The 21,851-nt window shown below is 72.0% G+C and carries 19 protein-coding genes; 9 read left to right on the top strand and 10 right to left on the bottom strand.

Going from position 1 to position 21,851, the window contains the following annotated elements:
* Nucleotides 1-16 precede the first annotated feature (16 nt).
* A complete protein-coding gene (locus ACSHXC_RS27590; RefSeq protein WP_438294168.1) occupies nucleotides 17-1,768 on the top strand; it encodes an NAD+ synthase in 1,752 nt (583 codons plus the stop codon).
* 57 nt (nucleotides 1,769-1,825) lie between these two features.
* On the opposite strand, the gene ACSHXC_RS27585 is transcribed toward ACSHXC_RS27590, so the two are convergent.
* The 3 genes from ACSHXC_RS27585 to ACSHXC_RS27575 form a co-directional block, all read right to left on the bottom strand.
* Entirely contained in the window at nucleotides 1,826-2,848 is a 1,023-nt protein-coding gene (locus ACSHXC_RS27585) for an endonuclease/exonuclease/phosphatase family protein (RefSeq protein WP_438294167.1), read from the bottom strand.
* Between the two features lie 184 nt (nucleotides 2,849-3,032).
* Nucleotides 3,033-3,644: a TetR/AcrR family transcriptional regulator gene (locus ACSHXC_RS27580; RefSeq protein ID WP_438296871.1), complete on the bottom strand. Its 612-nt coding sequence runs from the start codon at nucleotides 3,642-3,644 to the stop codon at nucleotides 3,033-3,035.
* Nucleotides 3,645-3,705: 61 nt separating this feature from the next.
* A complete protein-coding gene (locus ACSHXC_RS27575; protein ID WP_438294166.1) occupies nucleotides 3,706-5,313 on the bottom strand; it encodes an MFS transporter in 1,608 nt (535 codons plus the stop codon).
* 199 nt (nucleotides 5,314-5,512) lie between these two features.
* On the opposite strand from ACSHXC_RS27575, the gene panB reads away from it, so the two are divergent.
* From panB to ACSHXC_RS27560, 3 genes are all read left to right on the top strand, one after another.
* On the top strand, nucleotides 5,513-6,385 hold the full coding sequence (gene panB / locus ACSHXC_RS27570) for a 3-methyl-2-oxobutanoate hydroxymethyltransferase (protein ID WP_438294165.1): 873 nt from the start codon (nucleotides 5,513-5,515) through the stop codon (nucleotides 6,383-6,385).
* 165 nt (nucleotides 6,386-6,550) lie between these two features.
* A complete protein-coding gene (locus ACSHXC_RS27565) occupies nucleotides 6,551-7,588 on the top strand; it encodes an ATP-binding cassette domain-containing protein (RefSeq protein ID WP_438294164.1) in 1,038 nt (345 codons plus the stop codon).
* Entirely contained in the window at nucleotides 7,585-8,436 is an 852-nt protein-coding gene (locus ACSHXC_RS27560; protein WP_438294163.1) for an ABC transporter permease, read from the top strand. Before ACSHXC_RS27565 ends, ACSHXC_RS27560 begins: the two co-directional genes overlap by 4 nt.
* 13 nt (nucleotides 8,437-8,449) lie before the next feature.
* Here the strand turns inward: ACSHXC_RS27560 and ACSHXC_RS27555 are convergent, their stop codons facing one another.
* Nucleotides 8,450-11,758, bottom strand: a complete 3,309-nt coding sequence (locus ACSHXC_RS27555) for a BTAD domain-containing putative transcriptional regulator (protein WP_438296869.1) — start codon at nucleotides 11,756-11,758, stop codon at nucleotides 8,450-8,452.
* 166 nt (nucleotides 11,759-11,924) lie between these two features.
* Here ACSHXC_RS27555 and ACSHXC_RS27550 point away from each other — a divergent pair, with 166 nt between their 5' ends.
* A complete protein-coding gene (locus ACSHXC_RS27550; RefSeq protein ID WP_438294162.1) occupies nucleotides 11,925-12,728 on the top strand; it encodes a site-2 protease family protein in 804 nt (267 codons plus the stop codon).
* Here ACSHXC_RS27550 and ACSHXC_RS27545 read toward each other — a convergent pair.
* Nucleotides 12,712-12,888: a hypothetical protein gene (locus ACSHXC_RS27545; RefSeq protein ID WP_438294161.1), complete on the bottom strand. Its 177-nt coding sequence runs from the start codon at nucleotides 12,886-12,888 to the stop codon at nucleotides 12,712-12,714. The two genes, ACSHXC_RS27550 and ACSHXC_RS27545, sit on opposite strands and share 17 nt — an antisense overlap.
* Nucleotides 12,889-13,005: 117 nt before the next feature.
* Nucleotides 13,006-13,719, bottom strand: a complete 714-nt coding sequence (gene npdG, locus ACSHXC_RS27540; protein ID WP_438294160.1) for an NADPH-dependent F420 reductase — start codon at nucleotides 13,717-13,719, stop codon at nucleotides 13,006-13,008.
* A gap of 97 nt (nucleotides 13,720-13,816) precedes the next feature.
* Here npdG and ACSHXC_RS27535 point away from each other — a divergent pair, with 97 nt between their 5' ends.
* Together ACSHXC_RS27535 and ACSHXC_RS27530 are read left to right on the top strand one after the other, a co-directional pair.
* Nucleotides 13,817-14,419 (top strand): hypothetical protein, encoded by a 603-nt coding sequence (locus tag ACSHXC_RS27535; protein ID WP_438294159.1) that lies wholly within the window; start codon nucleotides 13,817-13,819, stop codon nucleotides 14,417-14,419.
* An 87-nt stretch (nucleotides 14,420-14,506) separates the two neighbouring features.
* Nucleotides 14,507-15,805, top strand: coding sequence for an MFS transporter (locus ACSHXC_RS27530; RefSeq protein WP_438294158.1), 1,299 nt, complete (start codon nucleotides 14,507-14,509; stop codon nucleotides 15,803-15,805).
* 20 nt (nucleotides 15,806-15,825) lie between these two features.
* On the opposite strand, the gene ACSHXC_RS27525 is transcribed toward ACSHXC_RS27530, so the two are convergent.
* Nucleotides 15,826-16,056, bottom strand: a complete 231-nt coding sequence (locus ACSHXC_RS27525; RefSeq protein WP_438294157.1) for a hypothetical protein — start codon at nucleotides 16,054-16,056, stop codon at nucleotides 15,826-15,828.
* Between the two features lie 76 nt (nucleotides 16,057-16,132).
* Between ACSHXC_RS27525 and map the strand changes: the two genes are divergently transcribed.
* A complete protein-coding gene (gene map / locus ACSHXC_RS27520; RefSeq protein ID WP_344377648.1) occupies nucleotides 16,133-17,002 on the top strand; it encodes a type I methionyl aminopeptidase in 870 nt (289 codons plus the stop codon).
* Between the two features lie 181 nt (nucleotides 17,003-17,183).
* The gene (locus tag ACSHXC_RS27515) at nucleotides 17,184-17,846 is read left to right on the top strand and encodes a heme oxygenase (biliverdin-producing) (protein WP_438294156.1); all 663 of its coding nucleotides are present in this window, start codon (nucleotides 17,184-17,186) and stop codon (nucleotides 17,844-17,846) included.
* 182 nt (nucleotides 17,847-18,028) lie between these two features.
* On the opposite strand, the gene ACSHXC_RS27510 is transcribed toward ACSHXC_RS27515, so the two are convergent.
* The 3 genes from ACSHXC_RS27510 to ACSHXC_RS27500 all read right to left on the bottom strand — a co-directional run bounded on the left by ACSHXC_RS27510 (nucleotide 18,029) and on the right by ACSHXC_RS27500 (nucleotide 21,741).
* Nucleotides 18,029-18,703 (bottom strand): PhzF family phenazine biosynthesis protein, encoded by a 675-nt coding sequence (locus ACSHXC_RS27510; RefSeq protein ID WP_438294155.1) that lies wholly within the window; start codon nucleotides 18,701-18,703, stop codon nucleotides 18,029-18,031.
* 69 nt (nucleotides 18,704-18,772) lie between these two features.
* Nucleotides 18,773-20,209, bottom strand: coding sequence for an HtaA domain-containing protein (locus ACSHXC_RS27505; protein ID WP_438294154.1), 1,437 nt, complete (start codon nucleotides 20,207-20,209; stop codon nucleotides 18,773-18,775).
* A gap of 122 nt (nucleotides 20,210-20,331) precedes the next feature.
* Nucleotides 20,332-21,741 (bottom strand): HtaA domain-containing protein, encoded by a 1,410-nt coding sequence (locus ACSHXC_RS27500; protein WP_438294153.1) that lies wholly within the window; start codon nucleotides 21,739-21,741, stop codon nucleotides 20,332-20,334.
* Nucleotides 21,742-21,851: the final 110 nt, after the last annotated feature.

Here is a 21,851-nt window from a genome sequence, read left to right as displayed (position 1 = left end):
CGATTACACTGGCCGCGTGCCTCAACTACGTCTCGCCCTGAATCAGATCGACTCGACCGTCGGGGACATCTCCGGCAACACCGAGGCGATCGTGCACTGGACACGGCACTCCGCCGAGCAGGGAGCGCACCTCGTCGCGTTCCCCGAGATGATGCTGACCGGCTACCCCGTCGAGGACCTGGCCCTCAGGTCGTCCTTCGTCGAGGCGTCCCGGCAGGCGCTCACCGCGCTCGCGGCGCGCCTGGATCGGGAGGGCTTCGGGGAGATCCCCGTGGTCGTCGGGTACCTGGACCGCTCCCCCGCCGCCGCCCCCCGGCTCGGCCGGCCGGCGGGCGCCCCGCAGAACGCGGCGGCGGTGCTGCACGGCGGCCGGGTCGTGCTGGCCTTCGCCAAGCACCATCTGCCCAACTACGGCGTGTTCGACGAGTTCCGCTACTTCGTGCCGGGCGACACCCTGCCCGTCGTGCGGGTGCGCGGCATCGACGTGGCCCTCGCCATCTGCGAGGACCTGTGGCAGGACGGCGGCCGCGTCCCGGCCACCCGCTCGGCGGGCGCCGGTCTTCTGATCTCCATCAACGCCTCGCCGTACGAGCAGAACAAGGACGACTCCCGCCTCGACCTGGTCCGCAAGCGCGCCCAGGAGGCCGGCTGCACGCTCGCGTACGTGGCGACCATCGGCGGCCAGGACGAGCTGGTCTTCGACGGCGACTCGATCGTCGTGGACGCGAGCGGCGAAGTCGTGGCGCGGGCACCGCAGTTCAGCGAGGGCTCGGTCGTCCTCGACCTGGAGCTCCCGGCCGCGGGCCCGGCCCCGTCCGGCGTGGTCGACGACGGGCTGCGCATCGACCACGTGGTGGTCTCCGAGGAGCCGGTCGCTGCGTACGAGCCGGAGCTCACCGGCGGTTACGCCGAGCGGCTCGACGACGACGAGGAGGTCTACTCGGCCCTTGTCGTGGGCCTGCGCGCGTACGCCGCGAAGAACGGCTTCCGGTCCGTCCTGATCGGCCTGTCCGGCGGCATCGACTCGGCGCTGGTCGCCGCGATCGCCTGCGACGCGCTGGGCGCGGCCAACGTGTACGGCGTGTCCATGCCGTCGAAGTACTCCTCGGACCACTCCCGGGGCGACGCGGCCGAACTGGCCCGGCGTACCGGGCTGAACTTCCGCACCGTCCCCATTGAGCCGATGTTCGACGCCTACATGGGCTCGCTCGGCCTGACCGGGCTCGCCGAGGAGAACCTCCAGTCGCGGCTGCGCGGCACGATGCTGATGGCGCTCTCCAACCAGGAGGGCCACATCGTGCTCGCCCCGGGCAACAAGTCCGAGCTGGCGGTGGGCTATTCGACCCTGTACGGCGACTCGGTGGGCGCGTACGGGCCGATCAAGGACGTCTACAAGACCTCGGTGTTCCGGCTCGCCGAGTGGCGCAACCGGGCGGCGTCCGAGCGCGGCCGGACTCCGCCGATCCCGGAGAACTCCATCACCAAGCCCCCCAGCGCCGAGCTCCGCCCCGGCCAGGTCGACACGGACTCGCTGCCCGACTACCCGGTCCTGGACGCGATCCTGGCGATGTACGTCGACCGGGACCAGGGCGCCGACGCGATCGTGGCGGCCGGGTACGACGCGGAGCTGGTGGGCAGGACGCTGCGGATGGTGGACACGGCGGAGTACAAGCGGCGGCAGTATCCGCCGGGCACGAAGATCTCGGCGAAGGGGTTCGGGAAGGACCGGCGCCTTCCCATCACCAACCGCTGGCGCGAGTCGGGGTGAGGTTCCGGGGGCTCTGCCCCCGGGCCCCCGTTCACGCCTTGGGGGAAGCCGAGCGGACTACACCTGGAGCCTTGCCGCGATCGGCAGATGGTCGCTCTTCGTTTCCGGCAACGTCCACGACGACTTCGGCTCGATGCCCTTGACCATGATCTGGTCGATGCGGGCCATCGGGAACCCGGCCGGCCACGTGAAGCCGAAGCCGTCGCCCGCGGCGCCCTGCGTGGAGCGCATCTGGGCGGTGATGTTGTTCAGGGAGCGGTCGTTCATCGTGCCGTTCAGGTCGCCGAGCAGGACCACCTTCTTGACCGGCTCGGCGGAGATCGCCTCGCCCAGCGTGTAGGCGCTGTTGTCGCGCTGGTTGGCGGTAAACCCGGCATTCAGCTTGACCCGTACCGAGGGCATGTGGGCGACGTACACGGCGACGTCGCCGGCCGGGGTCTTCACCGTCGAGCGCATCGCGCGCGTCCAGCCCATCTTGATGTCGACGGGCCTGCTGTCGCGGAGCTCGTACTTGGACCAGAGGCCCACCGTGCCCTGCACCGAGTGGTACGGGTAGATGTCGGCCAGCGCCTTCTTGTACGTCTCGGCCTTGTCGCCCGGGATCTCCTCCAGGGCGAGGACCTGCGCGCCGGAGGCCGCGACCTGACGGACCGTGCCGACCGGGTCGGGGTTCTCGGCGTTCACGTTGTGGGTCGCCACGACCAGGTTGCCGCCCGAGCCCTGCTTGTCGGTGAGGAGGCCGCCGAACACGTTGAACCAGACGATCACCGGGAGCAGCAGCGCGATCAGCGCGGTCGCCGAGCGGCGCCACAGCGCGAGCCCGAGGAGGACCGGCAGGAAGATGCCGAGCCACGGCAGGAACGTTTCCGAGAGCGAGCCGAGGTTGCCCACCGAGTTGGGGATCCGGGAGTGCAGGATCATCACGAGCGCGATCACGACGGCGAGCCCCGCGAGGACCAGGCCGCGGCGCCAGATGCCGGGATCGCCCCGCCAGCCGTCGGCCAGGCGCCGGAACCGGGACCGGGTGCGCTCGTCCTCCGCGCTGCCGTCGCCCGTCTCCGTCGTGTACGCCCGCGCCATACCGCTGTCCTCACTGCTGTTGTCCGCACATCGTCCCCGCCGTTCGACCCTAGGCGAAAACGAGTGGGATTCCCTGCTGCCGTACTGCCCGTACGGCATCCGTACGCCCCGCAGGACGACCGGGCACGGCGGCGGGTTCCGTGCCGGGGCCCCGGCACGGGCCCCTGTGACACAACGCGCATATTCAGCGGGGCGGACGCAGCCCTTCGAGGACGGCGTCCACGATGCGCTCGGCGAACTCGGGGCCGGGCAGTTCGTTGCCGGGCCGCATCATGGTGCGCACCAGCATCGGGGCGACGAAGAGATCGGCGGCCATGTCCAGGTCGAGACCGGCGCGGAGCTCGCCGGTCTCCACGCCCCGCCGCAGCAGCTCGTCGAGGAGCCGGCGGCGGGGGTCGATGACGATGCTGTGGTACTTGGACCAGAGCTTGGGATAGCTCTGCATCTGCGCGAAGACGTTGTGCAGAAGGGCGGAGGACTGCTTGGCGACGCTGCGCCGACGCACGTTCTCCACCATGCAGACGAGGTCGTCGCGCAGGGAGTGGCCGGGCAGCGGCGGGGCCGGCGACTCCATGGACTGGACGACCTCGACGTACAGCTCCTCCTTGCCGGCCCAGCGCCGGTAGATGGTGGCCTTGCCGACGCCCGCGGTGCGGGCGATGCGTTCGATGGAGAGGTCGGCGAGCGAGACGCCCTCCTCAAGCAGCTTGATCACGGCTTCCAGGATCTGGCGTTCCGCGGCCTCGGAGCGGGGCCGCCCGCGCCGTTGTTCGCCGACCTTGCACTGCTTGTCCATCAGGGTCACGCCCGCTCCGCTTCTTCTCGCCGACCCGCCGATTGTCCCGAAGGTCCGCCGCCTAGCTACGGGCGGCCTCGGTGGGGCGGTCCTCCGCCTTGGGCGCCGGGGCCGCGGGCGGCTTCCCGGGCAGGAACAGGGCGACGACCACCGCGCCGAGCAGGGCCACGCCGGACGAGGCGAGGGCCGTGATGTGCATGGCGTGGATGAAGGCGTCGTTGGCCGGGGCGATCAGGGCCTTGCCCGCGGGGCCCATCTTCTCGGCGATGCCGAGGGTCGCCTCGATGGATTCGCCGGCCGCCTTGCGCGCCCCTTCGGGGATCGCGCCGAGGTGGCCCTCGATGTCACCGCGGTAGACGGTCGAGAGCACCGAGCCGAGCACGGCGACGCCGAGCGCGCCGCCGACCTGGCGGAAGGTGTTGTTGACGGCCGAGCCCGAACCGGCCTTCTCGCGCGGCAGCGACTGCATGATCGAGACGGTGACGGGCGGCATGATGTGGGCCATTCCGGCGCCCTGGATGAAGAAGACGACCTCCATGACCCAGATCGGCGTGTTCGCGTCGAACAGGCCGAAGGCCGCGAGGCCGATCGCCACCAGGATCAGTCCGGCGGTGCAGACGGCCCGGGCGCCGAACCGGTCGACGACCAGCCGGGCCCGCGGCGCGAAGATCATCTGGGCGGCGGCCAGCGGCAGGATGAGCAGGCCTGACTGGAGGGCGCTGTAGCCGCGCACGCTCTGCATGTAGAAGACCGAGAAGAAGGTCACGCCCATCAGCGCGAAGAAGGTCAGCGCGATGGCGACGACGGCCGCCGAGAAGGCGGGCTTCTTGAAGTAGTCGATGTCGATCGCGGGGTGGTCGACGCGCTTCTCGTACAGGACGAAGCCGACCAGGACCGCGACACCGGCGAGGATCGTGGCGACCACCGTCGTATCGGTGAAGTCGGCCAGCTGGCCGCCGTGGATGATGCCGTACACCAGCAGGACGAGGCCCACGACGGACAGGAGCACGCCCACCGGGTCGAGCCTGCCGGGGTTGGGGTCCCTGGAGTCCGGTACGAGGACGACCATCGCGACAAGGGCGATGATCACGACCGGCACGTTGACCAGGAAGACCGAGCCCCACCAGAAGTGCTGGAGCAGCACGCCGCCGGTGATCGGGCCGATCGCGATGGCGAGGCCGACGCCGCCGGCCCAGATGCCGATCGCCTTGGGCTGCTCCTCGCGCTCGAAGACGTTCATGAGGACGGCGAGGGTGGCGGGCATCACGAAGGCGCCGCCGAGGCCCATCAGGGCGCGGAACGCGATGAGCTGGTCCGGCGAGTTGGAGAACGCGGCGAGCACCGAGCCCAGGCCGAAGACCGTGATGCCGAAGAGCAGGATCTTCTTGCGGCCGAGCCGGTCGCCGAGGAGGCCGGAGGTGAAGAGCAGCCCGGCGAAGACGAGGGTGTAGGCGTTGATCGCCCACTCCAGCTCGCTCTGGGTGGCGCCGAGGCCGGTGGGGGCGGGGCTGGCGATCGTCTTGACGGCGACGTTCAGGATCGAGTTGTCCAGGACGACGATCAGCAGGCTGAGCATCAGGACGGCGAGGACCGCCCAGCGTCGGCGGTGGACGGCTTCGGGTATCCGAGGTGCGGCCGGGGCGCCGGACGCGGCAGGCGTGGTTGACATGCCGTCCAGCCTAGAGCTATTTCGATACGAGACCGTCTCGTATAGCAAGGTCTTTACTTTTCGGACACCGGTTCGTGTTTCCGGCCCGATTTGCCTTCCTGTGACACCCACTTCCCGGCAGAGGGCACGGGATGCCACCATGGATGTGGTCCGGAGACGCCGTAAGGGCGCTTCGAGATGACGAACAGGAGCCGTTGCGATGACGCAACAACTTCAGGCTGCCCACAAGGCACCCGACAGCAGCAATCCCAAGGCGCTGTACGGAGGCAAGGGCACCCGGCGCATCACCGTGCACGACATCGCCGCCGCCAAGGCGCGCGGCGAGAAGTGGCCCATGCTCACCGCCTACGACGCGATGACCGCGTCCGTCTTCGACGAGGCCGGGATCCCGGTCCTGCTCGTCGGCGACTCGATGGGCAACTGCCACCTCGGTTACGAGACCACCGTCCCGGTCACCATGGACGAGATCACCCTGCTCTCCGCCGCCGTCGTACGGGGCAGCTCGCGCGCCCTCGTCGTCGCCGACCTGCCCTTCGGCTCGTACCAGGAGGGCCCGGTGCAGGCGCTGCGCAGCGCCATGCGCCTGGTCAAGGACGCGGGCGTCGGGGCGGTCAAGCTGGAGGGCGGCGAGCGCAGCCACGAGCAGATCCGGCTGCTCGTCGACTCGGGCATCCCGGTCATGGGCCACATCGGCCTCACCCCGCAGTCCGTGAACACGCTGGGCTACCGGGTGCAGGGCCGCGGCGACGAGGCGGCGCACCAGCTGCTGCGCGACGCCAAGGCCGTGCAGGACGCGGGCGCCTTCGCGATCGTCCTGGAGCTGGTCCCGGCCGAGCTCGCCGCCGAGGTCACGCGCACGCTGCACATCCCGACCGTCGGCATCGGCGCGGGCGTGGAGTGCGACGCGCAGGTGCTCGTCTACACCGACATGGTGGGCCTGACCGCCGGGAAGACCCCCCGCTTCACCAAGCAGTACACGAACCTGCGCGAGTCTCTCGGCGACGCCGCGAAGGCCTTCGCGGGCGAGGTCGTCGGCGGGGCGTTCCCGGCCGAGGAGCACACCTTCCACTAGCCACTGCGGTCACGACGACAGTCCGCCGACTTCCCCCATCGGCGGGCTGTCAGTCGTCTGCGGGCCCGGTTGTCCACAGGGCTGTAGGTGGCTGTAGGCCGGCCGTCCACAGGCTGTCGGTGCTCTGTCGGTGGATTGTCGGTGGCGGCTGGCACCTTGGTGGACATGACGCGAATCGACAAGAACCCCATCGACAGCGGGGCCGGTGTTGCCGCCGGCACCGCCGTCTCCGTACGGGGGCTGGTGAAGCACTTCGGCGACACCAAGGCGCTGGACGGCGTCGACCTGGACGTCCGCGAGGGCACCGTGCTCGGTGTCCTCGGACCGAACGGCGCCGGCAAGACCACCCTCGTACGCTGCCTGTCCACCCTGCTCGTGCCGGACGCCGGCTCCGCCACCGTGGCCGGCTTCGACGTGGTGAAGCAGCCCCGCCAGCTGCGCCGCACCATCGGCCTGACCGGGCAGTACGCCTCGGTCGACGAGAAGCTGTCCGGCCGCGAGAACCTGTACATGATCGGCCGGCTGCTCGACCTGTCCCGCAAGGACTCGCGGTCCCGCGCGGACGAGCTCCTGGAGCGCTTCTCGCTCACGGACGCCGCCAAGCGTCCCGCGATGACGTACTCCGGCGGCATGCGCCGCCGGCTCGACCTGGCCGCCTCCATGATCGGCCACCCGGCCGTCCTCTACCTGGACGAGCCGACCACGGGCCTGGACCCGCGCACCCGCAACGAGGTGTGGGACGAGGTGCGCCGGATGGTCGCCGAGGGCGCCACCGTGCTGCTCACCACGCAGTACATGGAGGAGGCCGAGCAGCTGGCGAGCGAGCTCACCGTCATCGACCACGGCAAGGTCATCGCCAACGGCGGGGTCAACGAGCTGAAGGCGAAGGTCGGCGGCCGCACCCTGCAGATCCGGCCCACCGACCCGGACCGGCTGGGCGCCATGGCACGGGCCGTCACCGAGGCGGGCCTGGACGGCGTCTCGGGCACCCAGGTCATCCCCGACGAGGGGGTGCTCAATGTGCCGATCCTCAGCGACGAGCAACTGACCGCCGTCGTCGGCCTGTTGGGGGCGCGCGGCTACGGCATCGCCCACATAGGCACCCACCTGCCCAGCCTGGACGAGGTGTTCCTGGCCATCACCGGCCAGAAGACCACCGGCGCCCAGGACACCCACCGTGAGACCGAGGAGGTCGCGGCATGAGCACCACCACTGTCGACGCGCCTGCCCAGCAGACCCCTTCGCGTTCGCGGCAGGTCACCGGGTCCGACGACGTACGCATCGGACTGCGGGCGAACCTGCGCCACATCGGCGCCCTGGCGCGCCGCAACATGCTCCAGATCAAGGCCGACCCGGAGTCGATGTTCGACGCCGTCCTGATGCCGATCATCTTCATCCTGCTGTTCGTGTACGTCTTCGGCGGCGCGATGTTCGGCAGCGGCAACCAGGAGGCGTACGTCAACTACCTGGTGCCCGGCCTGATGGCGATGATGGGCCTGAACATCGCGATGGCGGTCGGCACCGGCGTCAACGACGACTTCAAGAAGGGCGTGATGGACCGCTTCCGGACGATGCCCATCGCCCGGTCGTCCGTCCTCATCGCCAAGATGGTCGTCGAGGTCGGCCGCATGCTGGTCGCCACCACGATCCTGCTGATCATGGGCTTCATCCTGGGCCTCAGCATCAGCACCTCGGTCTGGGGCCTGCTCGCGGCGGTCGGTCTGTCGCTGGTGTTCGGCGCGTCCCTCATGTGGATCTTCATCCTGCTCGGACTCACCATGAAGACGGCCCAGGCCGTCCAGGGAGTGGCCATGCTCGTGCTGATGCCGCTGCAGTTCGGTTCGTCCATCTTCGCCAAGCCGACCACGATGCCGGGCTGGTTGCAGTCCTTCACGGACTACAACCCGCTGTCCAACCTCGCGGACGCGGCCCGCGGCCTGATGACCGGCGGCCCGGTCGCCCACTCGGCGCTGATGACGCTTGCCTGGTCGGTGGGCATCACGCTGGTGATGGCTCCGCTCGCGGTCGCCAAGTTCCGCAAGCGCACCTGAGATTGACGGTACGTCAGTCCTTGCGGTCGCGTCGCACGAGGGCGGTGGCCTCCTCCACGGAGAGGCCGCCGCCCTCGGCGTACGCGGCCTCGTACGCCGCGTCGTCGAGCCGGGCGCGGGCGGCCCGCTCGGCCTCGGCCCGCTGCTCCACCTGCACGGGCGCCAGGAAGTGGCCGACCGGGAGCAGCGCGTCGTGCGCACCGACGAGCCGGGCCGCGTCCTCGCCGTTACCGGGGCCGCCGAGTCCGGCGATGGAGCGGGCCGCGGTGAGCATGTGGACGGCGATCATCTCGGGCGCGACCATCCGCGAGAGCGGCCCCTGGGACCGGTCGAGCGCGACCCGGGCGCCCGCGAGCCCGTCGGCGTACCGGCCCTGCGCATTGTCCAGCCAGGCCAGTACCCCCAGGACGAACCCCTCGAACAGGACGAGGTTGGCGGAGCTGAACTCCCTCAGCATCACCTCGGCCTGCTCGCGCGCCTCGTCGAACCGGCCGGTGCGGCCCAGCCACATGGTGAGGAAGAGCCGGGCCGCGGGCCGCGCCTCGACGCCCGCCCGGTCCCCGGCGAGGATCTCGCGCAGCATGGCCTCGCCGCGCTCGCCCTCCCCCATCTCCAGGAGGACGGAGGCGAGGCGCGCCTTGAGGAGGGTGACCTGGGCCTGGGCGCCGAGCTGCTCGGCGTGGCGCAGGGCGGCGGTGAAGTCCTCGGCGGCCGCGCCGAACTGGCCCCGCTTCTCGCGCGCCTCGCCCCTGGCACCCAGTGCCTCGGCCGAGCCCCAGGCGTCGCCGAGGCGCTGGAAGATGAGGAGGGCGGCGTCGGCATCGGCGGTCGCGTCACCGGCCCACTCGGTCCGGTTGGCCAGGACGTTGGCGCGCATCTGGAGGGCGGCGGCCAGCTCCCATTCGTAGCCGAGCTCCTCACTGGCCTGCACGGTCGCATCGAGGACCTCCCTCAGCCGGGCCGTGTCGCCGGTGAGCACCACGGGGAAGAACCAGAGCGAGCCCGGCATCCGGCAGGTCTGCGGCAGGCCGGGGCGGTAGGCGGAGGAGATCGCGCGGAGCCGTTCGACGGCCTGCGGGGTGGTCCACTGGTCCATCTCGTGGTCCATGGCGGCCAGTTGGACGAGCCGCACGCCGCGCCGGGCTTCCTGGAGCACCTCGGGGTCGAGCGGCGGCGGGGCGTCCGTGCACTGGACGAAGACCGGCGGCGCGGGCGCCACAGGCGGCGCGAACGGGTCGGGCCCGAGCGCCGCCGCCTCCTGCGCCCAGTGGCGCGACTCGGCGCGCAGGTCGCGCATCTGCCAGTACCAGAGCAGGGCGTGCACCAGGCAGAGCGCCTCCTCCTCGTCGCGCAGCGCGACGGAGCGGCGCAGCGCGGTGCGCAGGTTCTCGTACTCGCGCTCGAAGGCGTCGACCGCTCTTCTCTGCCCGGGGCCGCGGAGCCCGGCGTCGGTGCGGCGGGCGAATTCGCGGTAGTACGTGAGGTGGCGGCGCTCGGCGGCACCTCGGTCCCCGGCGTCGTCGAGCCGCTCGGCCGCGTACTCGGCGACGGTTTCGAGCAGCCGGTAACGCATCTCGCCGGTGTCGTCGGGCACCGCCACGACGAGCGACTTGTCGACGAGCGAGCCGAGCACGGCGGGTACGTCCGGGGCGTCGAGGCCGTCGCCCTCGGCGCACACCGCCTCGGCCGCCGCCAGGTCGCAGCCGCCCGCGAAGACGGCGAGGCGGCCGAGCACCGCGCGTTCGGGCGCCTCCAGGAGGTCCCAGGACCAGTCGACGACGGCCCGCAGGGTCTGCTGCCTCGGCAGCACCGTACGGCTGCCGCTGGTGAGCAGGCGGAAGCGGTCGTCGAGCCGGTCCGCGATCTGACGAGGCGTCAGCATACGGAGGCGGGCGGCGGCCAGTTCGATGGCGAGCGGGAGCCCGTCCAGGCGGCGGCAGATCTCGGCGGCGGCGTCCGGATCGTCCTCGACGCGGAAGCCGGGCCGGGCCGCGGCGCCCCGCTCGGCGAGCAGCCGCAGCGCGAACGGCGCGGGCAGCGGCTCGACGGGACGCACCAACTCCCCCGGCACGCCCAGCGGTTCACGGCTGGTGGCGAGGACCACCAGGTGCGGGCAGCGGGCCAAGAGGTACTCGGCGAGCTCGGCGGCGGCGCCGATCACGTGCTCGCAGTTGTCCAGGAGCAGCAGCATGCGGCGCGGCCCGCAGTGCTCGGCGAGCCGGACCACGGGGTCGTCGGCGTGCCGGTCGGCGGCCCTGAGCTCCTCTGCGCCCGCCGAGTGCAGCACCGTCTTGCGGGCGCCGACGGCGGTGAGCACGGCGGCGGGCACCCCGGCCGGGTCGTCGACGGGCGCGAGTTCGGCCAGCCACACCCCGTCCGGCCAGCAGGCCGCGGCGCCCTCGGCGGCCTCCTGCGAGAGCCGGGTCTTGCCGGCTCCGCCGGGCCCGAGCAGGGTGACGAGCCGCGCGGTCCCGAGGTCGCCGCGGATGTCGGCGAGCTCGGCCTCGCGCCCGACGAACGAGGTGAGCCGGGCCCGCAGATTGCCGTGCACCGGGGCGGCCGCAGGGACGGCCGCCGGGGCGGGAACGGCTGCCGGGTTCAGCAACTCGGCGTGGATGGCGCGCAGTTCGGGACCTGGATCGGTGCCGAGCTCCTCGGCGAGCGTGGCGCGCACGCCCTCGTACGCGGCGAGCGCCTCGGCGGGGCGGCCCGCCGCCCGCAGCGCCCGGATGCGCAGGGCGTGCAGCGGCTCGTCGAGCGGATGGCTCCCGCACAGCGCGGCGAGCTCGGCCAGCGTCTCCTGTGCCCGGCCGAGCGCGAGGGCGGCGGCGAGCCGCAGCCGCCGGGCATCCAGCCTGCGGGCCTCGGCGCGGGAGGCGAGGGGGCCGGGGTCGGGCAGGTCGGCGAGCGCGGGTCCCGCCCACAGCGCGAGCGCGTCGTCGAGCAGGGTCGCGGCCTTCGCCGCGTCGCCCTCCTCCAGGGCACGGGCGCCGTCGGCGGTGAGCCGCTCGAAGCGGTGCAGGTCGACGTCGTCGGCCTCGGCGGCCAGCCCGTATCCGCCGCCGTCCGCGGAGAAGACCGCGTCGTGGCCGAGCGCCCGGCGCAGCCGGCCGACCAGGGCCTGGAGCGCGGCCGGGGCGTCGGCGGGCTCCTCGTCGCCCCACACCTCGCCGACGAGGACGCCCACCGGGGCGGCCCGGCCCGGCCGCAGCGCGAGCACCGTCAGGAGCGCGCGCAGCCGCGCACCGCCGAGGGCGACGGGGCTGCCGTCGAGGTGGTGGACCTGGGTGTTGCCGAGAATCCGGTAGCGCACGCCCCCCATTCTCATCGACGCGACAGGGCCCGGGGCTCGCGGTGCGGAACTCCCGCCCGTTACCGAGACGTTTGACACTCAGCCCCTGTACGGTCGGGCGCGTCCCGGACGCTCGGCCCCTGTACGGTCGGGCGCGTCCCTCTCGACCGTCCCACCAGCCACTGGAGCCCACGGCATGGCCACCACGACCTCCCGCCACCACGACCGGCGGATCAGCCCGGTCTTCCTCGGGATCGTCGCCGTCATGGCGGTCTCCGGGTGGGCGGTGTGGACGAGTTACGCCTCGTCCCGCAGCTTCGCGGTGTTCCTGTTCGTGACGTCCGCGTGGGTCGTCTCGCTGTGCCTGCACGAGTACGCGCACGCCCGCACCGCGCTGCACGGCGGGGACATCACGGTCGGCGCCAAGGGCTATCTCACGCTCAACCCGCTGAAGTACACGCACGCGCTGCTGTCGATCGTGCTGCCGGTCATCTTCGTGATCATGGGCGGCATCGGTCTGCCCGGCGGCGCCGTGTTCATCGAGCGGGGCCGGATCCGGGGCCGCTGGAAGCACAGCCTGATCTCGGCGGCGGGCCCGCTCACCAACGTCCTGTTCGCGATCGTGTGCACGGCCCCGTTCTGGCTGCACGCGCTCGACGGGGTGCCCGCCGACTTCCGCAACGCGCTGGCCTTCCTGGCGCTGCTCCAGGTGACGGCGGCCCTGCTGAACTTCCTGCCGGTGCCGGGCCTGGACGGGTACGGGATCATCGAGCCGTGGCTGTCGCACTCGGCACGGCGCCAGGTCGAGCCGTTCGCGCCGTTCGGCCTGCTCGCGGTGTTCGCGCTGCTCTGGGTCCCCGAGATCAACCAGGAGTTCTTCCGGCTGGTCTACTCGATCCTGGACGGGCTCGGGGTGTCCGACGTGGACGCGGCGACGGGCCGCAGCCTCTACCAGTTCTGGCCGGACATGCCGAGCCTCTCGCTCACTCCGCAGGGCTAGCGGCGCGGCCCCGGCGCACGTAGTACCAGGTCATGTTGGACGAGAGTCCGACGAGCAGCACCCAGATGATTCCGAGCCAGCTGCCCTGGGCGAAGGAGACCACGGCCGCGACGAGGGCGAGGACGCAGACGACGAGGGCGTACAGAGCGAGGCGGGGCATGGAGGTCGGCTCCTGTCGGGTACTTCGGCACTCAGGTCGAACGGGGTGGAACGGTGAAAGCGGACGGGCGGGTGCCTTCGCACCCGCCCGTCCAGTGTCCACCATGCCCCGCCGTCCTCAGACGTCGGTGACGCGCAGCCCCGCGTGGGCCTTGTAGCGGCGGTTCACCGAGATCAGGTTGGCCACGAGCGACTCCACCTGGTGGGCATTGCGCAGCCGCCCCGCGAACACGCCGCGCATCCCGGGGATGCGGCCGGCCAGGGCCTGGACGAGGTCGGTGTCGGCGCGCACCTCGCCGAGCACCATCACGTCCGTGTCGATCTCCTCGATGGACGCGTCCTGGAGCAGCACCGCGGACAGGTGGTGGAAGGCGGCCGTCACCCGGGAGTCCGGCAGCAGGGCGGCGGCCTGCTGGGCGGCGCTGCCCTCCTCGGGCTTGAGGGCGTACGCGCCCTGCTTGTCGAAGCCGAGCGGGTTCACGCAGTCGACGACGAGCTTGCCGGCCAGCTCCTCGCGCAGCGATTCCAGCGTCTTGGCGTGGCCGTCCCACGGCACCGCCACGATCACGATGTCGCTGCGCCGCGCGCACTCGGCGTTGTCGGCGCCCTCGACGCCGAGGCCGAGCTCGTCGGCGGCGGTCCGTGCCCGCTCGGCGGCGCGCGAGCCGATGATCACCTTCTGGCCGGCCCGGGCGAGCCGGTAGGCGAGGCCGCGGCCCTGGTCGCCGGTGCCGCCGAGCACGCCGACGACCAGGCCGGAGACGTCCGGAAGCTCCCAGGGGTCCTTCGCGGCGGGCTTCGAAGCGTTACCGGCGTTGTCAGTGGAAGTCATGAGGGCGACCTTACTCGGCCGTAGCGGGGCCCTTCGTCCGGATGACGAAGCCCGGTTCGGCCCCCGCGCGCGGGCCGGATGCGGCAGGCTGCCGGCCATGGATGCCGTACGGGTCGCACTGCTGCGGGAAGTGCTCGCCGGGACGGAGTGGCTGCGCGCCACCCGCCGCTTCGCGGGCGTGCTCCGCTCGTCCGTCGTACCGCACGGCGGCGGGCTGCTCCTGGTCGGCACCGAGCGGTACGAGCCCTGGCACCTGGCCGCCCACCTCACCGACGAGGCGGCCTGGTCGGGGCTCTTGGAGCTGAGCCCGACGCTGGTGCGCCACCGCGTCGAGCCGGGCGGGCCGCCCCATCTGTCCGTAGGGCTCGGCCGTCTCGAAGCGGCCCGGCGCGGTGAGACGCTGCTCGTGGTGGCGCCCGAGCGGCCCGCCGAAGGGCTGCTCGAACGCGTCCACGACGCCCGCCGGGCGGGCGCGACCGTGCTCGCCCTGGACGGCGGCGACCGGGAGGTGCGGGGCCTGGTCCACGAGTCCCTGACGGTGGCCCCGGACGCGGAGCTCGACCTGGACACCGTGCAGCACCTGGTCAGCGCCGCCGCGGGCGAGAACACCCTGCCCCCGCAGCGCGGCCCGCGCCGCTTCCGCGACCGGCTCAGCCAGCTCGCCGACCAGCTGACGGCGCCGCCGCCGGGACGCTGGTGAGCCGTCGTCCGTGAATCGTCGGCGGGCCCGCGCATGCACCGTTAATTCGTTTGCCTCCGGCGCCCCGGGTGCGGAGCATGGCCGCTCGTGCCTGAAGAAAATCCCGCGTCCCGACTCCGCTCGATCCTGCCCGACCTCGCCCCCTGGCGGGCCTCGGCCGACTTCCGGCTGCTCTGGGTGCAGGGCCTGATCACCAACTTCGGCAGCTTCATGGCGATGGTCGCGCTGCCGCTGCAGATCAAGGAGCTGACCGACTCACCGCTCGCGGTGGGTGCGATGGGCGCGGTGGAACTGGTGCCGCTGGTCCTCTTCGGCCTGTACGGCGGCGCCCTCGCGGACGCCGTGGACCGCCGCAAGGTGATCCTCGCCACCGAGGCCGGTCTCGGTCTGCTCGCGCTGGTCCTGCTGGTCAACGCGCTGCTCCCCAACCCCATGCTCTGGCCGCTGTACGTGGTGGCCGCGGGCGTCTCGGCGCTCGCCGGTCTGCAGCGCCCGGCGCTCGACTCGCTGATGGCCCGGATCGTGCCGCACGACCACTTGCCGGCGGCCGCCGCGCTCAACGCCCTGCGCTGGCAGCTCGGCGCGATCGCGGGGCCGTCCCTGGCCGGCCTGGTGGTGGCGTACGCGGGCACGGCGACGGCGTACGCCACCACCATCGGCACGTTCACGGTGTCGGTGGTGATGTGCGCCCGGCTGACCCCGGCGCCGCCGGCCCGCGACGCCCGAAAGCCCTCGCTGCGCGGCATCGCGGAGGGCGCCCGCTACGCGTGGTCGCGCCCGGTGCTGCTCGGCACCTATGCGATCGACCTGGCCGCGATGTTCTTCGCCTTCCCGAACGCGATCTTCCCGTTCCTCGCCGACAGCCTGGGCGCCGACTGGTCGCTGGGTCTGATGTACGCGGCGGGCTCGGTCGGTTCGGTGCTGCTCAGCCTGACCAGCGGCTGGACCTCGCGGGTGCGGCGGCACGGCCTGTTCGTGGTGGTCGGGGCGGTCGTCTGGGGTACGGCGATGGCCGGGGCGGGTCTCTTCGGCAACGTGTGGCTGGTGCTCGCCTGTCTCGCGGTGGCGGGCGCCGGCGACATGCTGAGCGGCCTCGGCCGCTCCACGATCTGGAACCAGACGATCCCCGAGGAGCTGCGCGGCCGCCTGGCCGGCATAGAGGTGCTCTCGTACAGCGTCGGCCCGCAGCTCGGCCAGGTCCGGGCGGGCGCGATGGCCGGCTGGACCGGGACGAGGGCCGCGGTGTGGTCGGGCGGGGTGGCGTGCGTGGCGGCGGTGGGCCTCCTTGCCGCGGCGCTGCCCAAGCTGATCACCTACGACTCGGCGACCGACGAGGACGCGGCCCGCCGCCGGGCGGCGGGGCAGCCCACCGCCACGGCGGTCTAGCCGGTCGTCCGCCACGGGGTCTAGTCGGTGCCGTCCTGCGGCGCCGACTTGTCGTGCCACTTCGGGTCGTTCTCCCACTCCAGGTTCCGCTCCTGCGCGCTCTGCATCGCGTGCTCGGCCTCCTCACGCGTCGCGTACGGTCCGAAGCGGTCCTTGGCCGGGCACTCGGGGCCCTCCTCGACCTTGTGGTGGACCAGGCAGTAGAACCACTCGCCGGGTTTGCCGACGGTGCGCTTCTTGAACAGAGCCATGGGTGCCTCTTCCCTGGGACGGTGGCCGGGGCCTCAGGGCCATGCTGCCCCACACCCGCTCGATAGACTCGCCGGCATGTCTGGCCAGCCGAAGTCGCAGTCCCTGCTCGTGCCCGGGGAGATCTCTCCGGCCCGTTCCGTCCCGGGTCGTATCCGGCGTCCCGAGTACGTCGGGAAGCCCATGCCCACGCCGTACACCGGCCCCGAAGTGCAGACCGCCGAAACGATCGAGCTGATGCGGATCGCCGGCCGGATCGCGGCGCAGGCCATGGAGGAGGCTGCCAAGCACATCGCGCCGGGGGTGACGACGGACGAGCTCGACCGGGTCGCGCACGAGTTCATGTGCGACCACGGCGCCTACCCCTCCACGCTCGGCTACCGCGGCTTCCCCAAGTCGCTGTGCTCCTCGGTCAACGAGGTCATCTGCCACGGCATCCCCGACTCGACCGTCCTGAAGGACGGCGACATCGTGAACCTGGACGTCACCGCGTACATCGGCGGCGTGCACGGCGACAACAACGCCACCTATTTCTGCGGCGACGTCGACGAGGAGTCCAAGCTGCTCGTCGAGCGGACCCGGGAGTCCCTCAACCGCGCGATCAAGGCGGTCCGGCCCGGCCGCCAGATCAACATCATCGGCCGGGTCATCGAGTCGTACGCCAAGCGCTTCGACTACGGCGTCGTACGGGACTTCACGGGCCACGGGATCAGCACGGCCTTCCACTCCGGCCTGATCGTGCCGCACTACGACGCCCCGCACGCCACCACCGTGATCAAGCCCGGCATGACCTTCACCATCGAGCCGATGCTGACCCTGGGCACCCACGAGTACGACATGTGGGAGGACGGCTGGACGGTCGTCACCAAGGACCGCAGGCGCACGGCCCAGTTCGAGCACACGCTGGTGGTCACGGAGACGGGCGCGGAGATCCTCACGCTGCCGTAGTCCCGGGGCCTGATCCCGCGCGGTCCTCCCGGGTTGGGCGGGATTTTTCGATCGAGTGTTGCGGCCCGGCCCCAGCGGGTACGTTTTTACCGACAGGCCGTCGGGAACCAGTTGACTTAGGTAAGCCTAACTTGAGACGATCCAACTGGTTCCCGCACCCCTCGGTCCCCGGAGGCCCGCCTTGACCACCACCGCGACCACGCCCTTCTCCACCCTCATCCGCACTGCCTCGCACGAGCAGCACACGGAGGCGGAGACGTCGACGTTCATGGGCGATCTGCTCGGCGGCCGGCTCGGGGTCGACGCGTACGCCCGCTACACCGAGCAGCTCTGGTTCGTGTACCGGGCCCTGGAGGAGGGCGCCTCCGCGCTCGCCGCCGACCCGGTGGCGGGGCCGTTCATACAGCCCGAGCTGATGCGCACGGCCTCCCTGGAGCGGGACCTGGCCCACCTGCGCGGCGCCGACTGGCGGCGCGGCGCGAGCCCGCTGCCCGCGACGGCCGCGTACGCGGCGCGCGTCGCCGAGTGCGCGCGGGACTGGCCCGCCGGGTATGTGGCGCACCACTACACGCGCTACCTCGGCGATCTGTCCGGCGGGCAGATCATCCGCGACAAGGCGGAGCGGACGTGGGGGTTTGCCCGCAAGGGCGACGGCGTACGGTTCTACGTCTTCGAGGGGATCGCCAACCCGGCGGCGTTCAAGCGGGGTTATCGCGTTCTGCTCGACGCGTTGCGCGCGGATGAGCTGGAGCGGCGGCGGGTTGTCGAGGAGTGCAAGCGGGCTTTCGCTTTGAACACGGCTGTGTTCAGGGAGCTGGGGGAGGAGTTTCCGCTCAGCGCGTAGTGCTCCGCGAGGGGGGCGAGTTTTGGAGTGCGGGGCGGTTGGGGGCTTTTTGCGCAGTTCCCCGCGCCCCTGAACCCGTTGTCCCCTGCGGGCCGTGCGTGGTGCTCGCGCAGTTCCCCGCGCCCCTGTAGGGCGCCCAGTACCCGTTGGCGGAGCCGCACCATGTCGCATTCTCGCGCCCCTTAAAGGCCCCGGGTCATGGCACGCTCCAGGAGTACCCGGCCTCCTAGTTCGATCATGTTGTTCGGGGCCGGGGCCGTCAGGAGTTGGGAGCCTTGGCCCTGGGTGATGTTCAGGGCCCGGCCCAGGGTTTGGGTCAGGAGGAGGGCTGCCGCGCCCGTCGCCTCGTCCTCGTCGATTCCGTCGCCCCGGCCGGGGAAGCCGCGAGCCCGTACGCGGCCTGCCGCCTCGTCCTGCCAGGACCAGGCGTATATCCACTCCCCCGGCTCCGGGACCGTCAGGGCGTCCACCTCGGCCGGCGAGGCGTACTGGCGCAGGGTGCGCCGCGGGGCCCAGTCGGCTCGGGCCGTGATCCAGGTGAACTCGCCGTCCTGGCGGGCGAAGATGTCGCCCACCGGGAGTTCGAGGACGTCCAGGTCGAGCAGCCAGGCCGAGCCGACCAGGGGGTGCCCGGCGAACGGCAGGCGCAGCCCCGGGGTGTAGATGTCGACGGTGCCGCGCTCGGGGTCGTCCACGAACACGGTCTCGCTGAAGCCGAGTTGACGCGCCAGCTCCTGCCGGGCCGCCTCGCCGGGCACGGTCGCGCCTTCGCGCACCACTCCGAGGGCGTTGCCGTGCCGGCCGTCGGGGCCGCAGAAGACCCTGAGCACGTCGATCAGTACGTCTCTTTCGCTCACACGCGCATTGAAGCAGCAGGCAGGGCCGCACCTCCCGGTCGGGGGTGCGGCCCTGCCCGTCGAGAGGGGTCAGGCCCGGCGGCGCCTGGCGGCGAACAGCATCGCGCCGCCCACGGCGGCCACGGCGCCCGCCGCGCCGAGCAGGGCGCCGGTCGGGATGTCGGCGCCGGTGGCGGCGAGCGCGGCGGTCCCGCCGACCGAGGCGGACGGGGCGGTGGACGCCGTCCCCGTACCGGAGCCGGAGCCCGTGGCCGGGCCGGCGGGCAGGGTCGCGTCGGCCCGCACCGTGAAGGCGAGGTCGAGCGGGTCGATCGCATCGCCCGCCTTGTACATCGAGCCCGTCGTGTCGTTGGCGAACGCCGCCGCGCCCTCGGCTGTGAAAGCGGCCGGGACCGCGGTGAGGCGCACCACGCCGCTCTTCGCGGTGTAGTCGGCCTTGGCGAGGTCGAGCGTCGCGAAGGCGATGTCGTCCTTCTTGCCCTTGGGCGTGGTGACGTCGAGCACCAGGGTGCCCTTGTCGCCGGTGGCCTTGACCTTGAGGTCGCTGAACGTCATGTCCAACTGGTGCGCCGGATAGGAGAAGTTGACGCTGCCCTTGAACGCCGCGTCGAGCGTACGGGCCTTGGCGTCGAGGTCGGCCTTGCCGAAGGAGAAGTCGAACAGCTCGCCGTTCCTGCTCGCCCCGTCGGCCGCCCTGATGCCGCCGCCGCTGTTGATGTAGCGGCGGAACGACTCCTTCAGGCCCCAGGTGAGCCGGCCGTCGACGGCCTTGCTCTGCGCGGCGGCCCCGGAGGCGGGCGAGGGCGTGGGCCTGGGCTTGTCGGACGGCTCGGGCTTGCCCGGATCGGGCTTACCGGGATCCGGCTTGCCCGGCGTCGTCGCCGGGGTCACCGTCAGGGTCGCCGGGTCGAGCGGATCGCCCTCCTTGTACTGGCCGTTGAAGGCCGCGGCCCCCGCCTTGGTCAGCGCGGCCGGTATGTCCTTGAAGACCATCGCGCCGCCCGCACCGCCGCCCGGACGCACCTTCGACAGGTCGAGGTCGGCGAGGGCCACGTCGTCCTGGACCTGGTCCTTGCCCGCCTGGTCCTTGGTGGTGATGTCGGCGGTGATCGCTCCCTTGGTGCCGGTGGTGGCGACCTTCAGGTCGGACAGCTTGATGTCGAGGACCCCGCCGTGCGCCTCGAAGCGGACGCTGCCCTTGAAGGCGTTGCCGGTGTTGTGGGTGGCCGTGTCGTACGTGCCCGTACCGCCGGTGAACGTGAACACGCCGTTGGCCGCGGCCTGCTTCGCGCCGTCCGCGACCGTGATCCGCCCGGCCGCTCCGACGTACTTGCGGAAGCTCTCGCGGAACCCCCAGTCGAGGGTGCCGTCCTTCAACTCCAGCTTCGGCGGGGCCCCTTCGGGCGCCGACGCCGCGAAGGCGGGGACGGTGCTGCCCAGCGAGGCTGCGATGGCGACGGCGGCCGCGAGGGCCACGGAACGTCGTCGACGGGGAGTAACGGGCATGGTCCGGGTCTCCTTGAGAGTGCTCTGGTGGGAATGGGGGTGGGGAAATCTGTCAGTTGTCGGCGGACATATGCCATCTGTCATCTGTCATCTGTCATCTGTCCGCCGTCATCCGCCGGCCGTCAGTCGCCAGCCGGATCGTCAGCAGCCGCGGCCTCGGCGGCGGCCGCCCTCCGCCTCCGCACCCGTACGAAAGCGGCCCCCGCGGCGGCCAGCACTGCGACGCCCATGCCCGCGTACGCCACCGCGCCCGGGCCCCCGCCGGACGACGTGGCCTGCGCCGCCGGTTCAGCGGCGGGCCGCACCGGCGAAGGGGACGGGGCCTGCGGCGAGGCGCTCGCGCCACTGCCCAGGTCGGGCAGGGCAGGCAGTTTCGCCTTCGGATCGACCGCGACGGCGAGCGACACCGGGTCCATCTCGGTGCCCGCCGGGTACATCCCGCCGAACAGCCCGGCCCCCTCGGCCGTCAGCTTGGCGGGCGCCTCGGCGATGCTCACCAGGCCGTCCTTCGCGGCGAGCCGGGCCGGGAAGGTGACGAGCGGGCGGCCGCCCGCCGAGAGTGTGCCGGCGCCGTCGGCCACCTTCACCGCGACCCGGTCCAGGGTGATGTCGAGCTGCTTGCCGGTGAAGCGGACGGCCCCGGCGAAGGCCGCGTCCAGGGTGCCCTTCCGCTCGTCGTACGCGCCCTTGCCGCTCGGGAAGCGGAACAGCGCCCCGCCGTCCCGGGCTCCGGCCGACACCGTCCACCGGCCCTGCGCGACGGGCCCGTCGACGTACTCGCGGAACGTCCGGCGCACCCCCCAGTCGACGGCCGCGTCGGCGAAGCCTCCAGGTGCCCCGGCCTCGGCCTCAGAAGATGAACTGGCGCTCGGAGTCGGCGGGTTGGAGGCGACCGGGCGATCCGGCGCCCCCTCCGTGTCCACCGACAGGCTCACCGGGTCGAGCGCCGTGCCCGCCGGGTAGTAGCCCGCGAAGGCCTCGGCCCCCTGGGAAGTCAGCGTCGCCGGGATGTTGTCGAGGGCGATGGGGGTGGAACCGCCCTTGAGGTCGATCCCGGCGAGCGCCAGCGAGGCGAGCGGCACCTGGGACCGGGTGGTGACCTGCCCGCTGCCCTTCGCCTTGCTGGTCATGTCGGCATAGAGGGTTCCCCTGCCGCTGTCGATCCGGACCGAGGGCCGGGCGATGGCGAGGTCGAGCTCGTCGGTGCCGTCGGGTTTCGGGTGGCCGGTGAAGTGGACGCCGCCGGAGAAGGCCGACCGGAAGTCTCCGCTGTCCGGGTCGTAGGCGCCGGTCGCGGAGTGAAAGCGGAACCGGCTGCCGCCGACGGTGGCGGCGCCGCCCGTCAGACTCCAACTGCCGTGCGCCACCGGCCCGGTGACATAGCTCTGGAAGGACGACTTGATCCCCCAGTCGAGCCGGCCGCCCCGCACCGTCCGCTCCGCGGCATGCGCGGCGGCGGCCGGAAGCAGCACCCCGAGCACCGCTGCGAGCACCGCGAGGACGAGCACCCGGGCGGGTCTGGACGAAGGCATGAGGGATCCCTCCGAGAAAGGGCAGGCCACAAGGGCTAGCGGCTTAGGTAAGGCTAACCTAAGCTATGTCGGGCCGTGCCGGAAGTCCCGTGCACCGCCCACCACGACCG

The sequence above is a fragment of the Streptomyces sp. HUAS TT7 genome (assembly GCF_051550175.1).
Lineage (GTDB): Bacteria > Actinomycetota > Actinomycetes > Streptomycetales > Streptomycetaceae > Streptomyces.
This window is presented reverse-complemented; position numbering and strand designations above follow the sequence as displayed.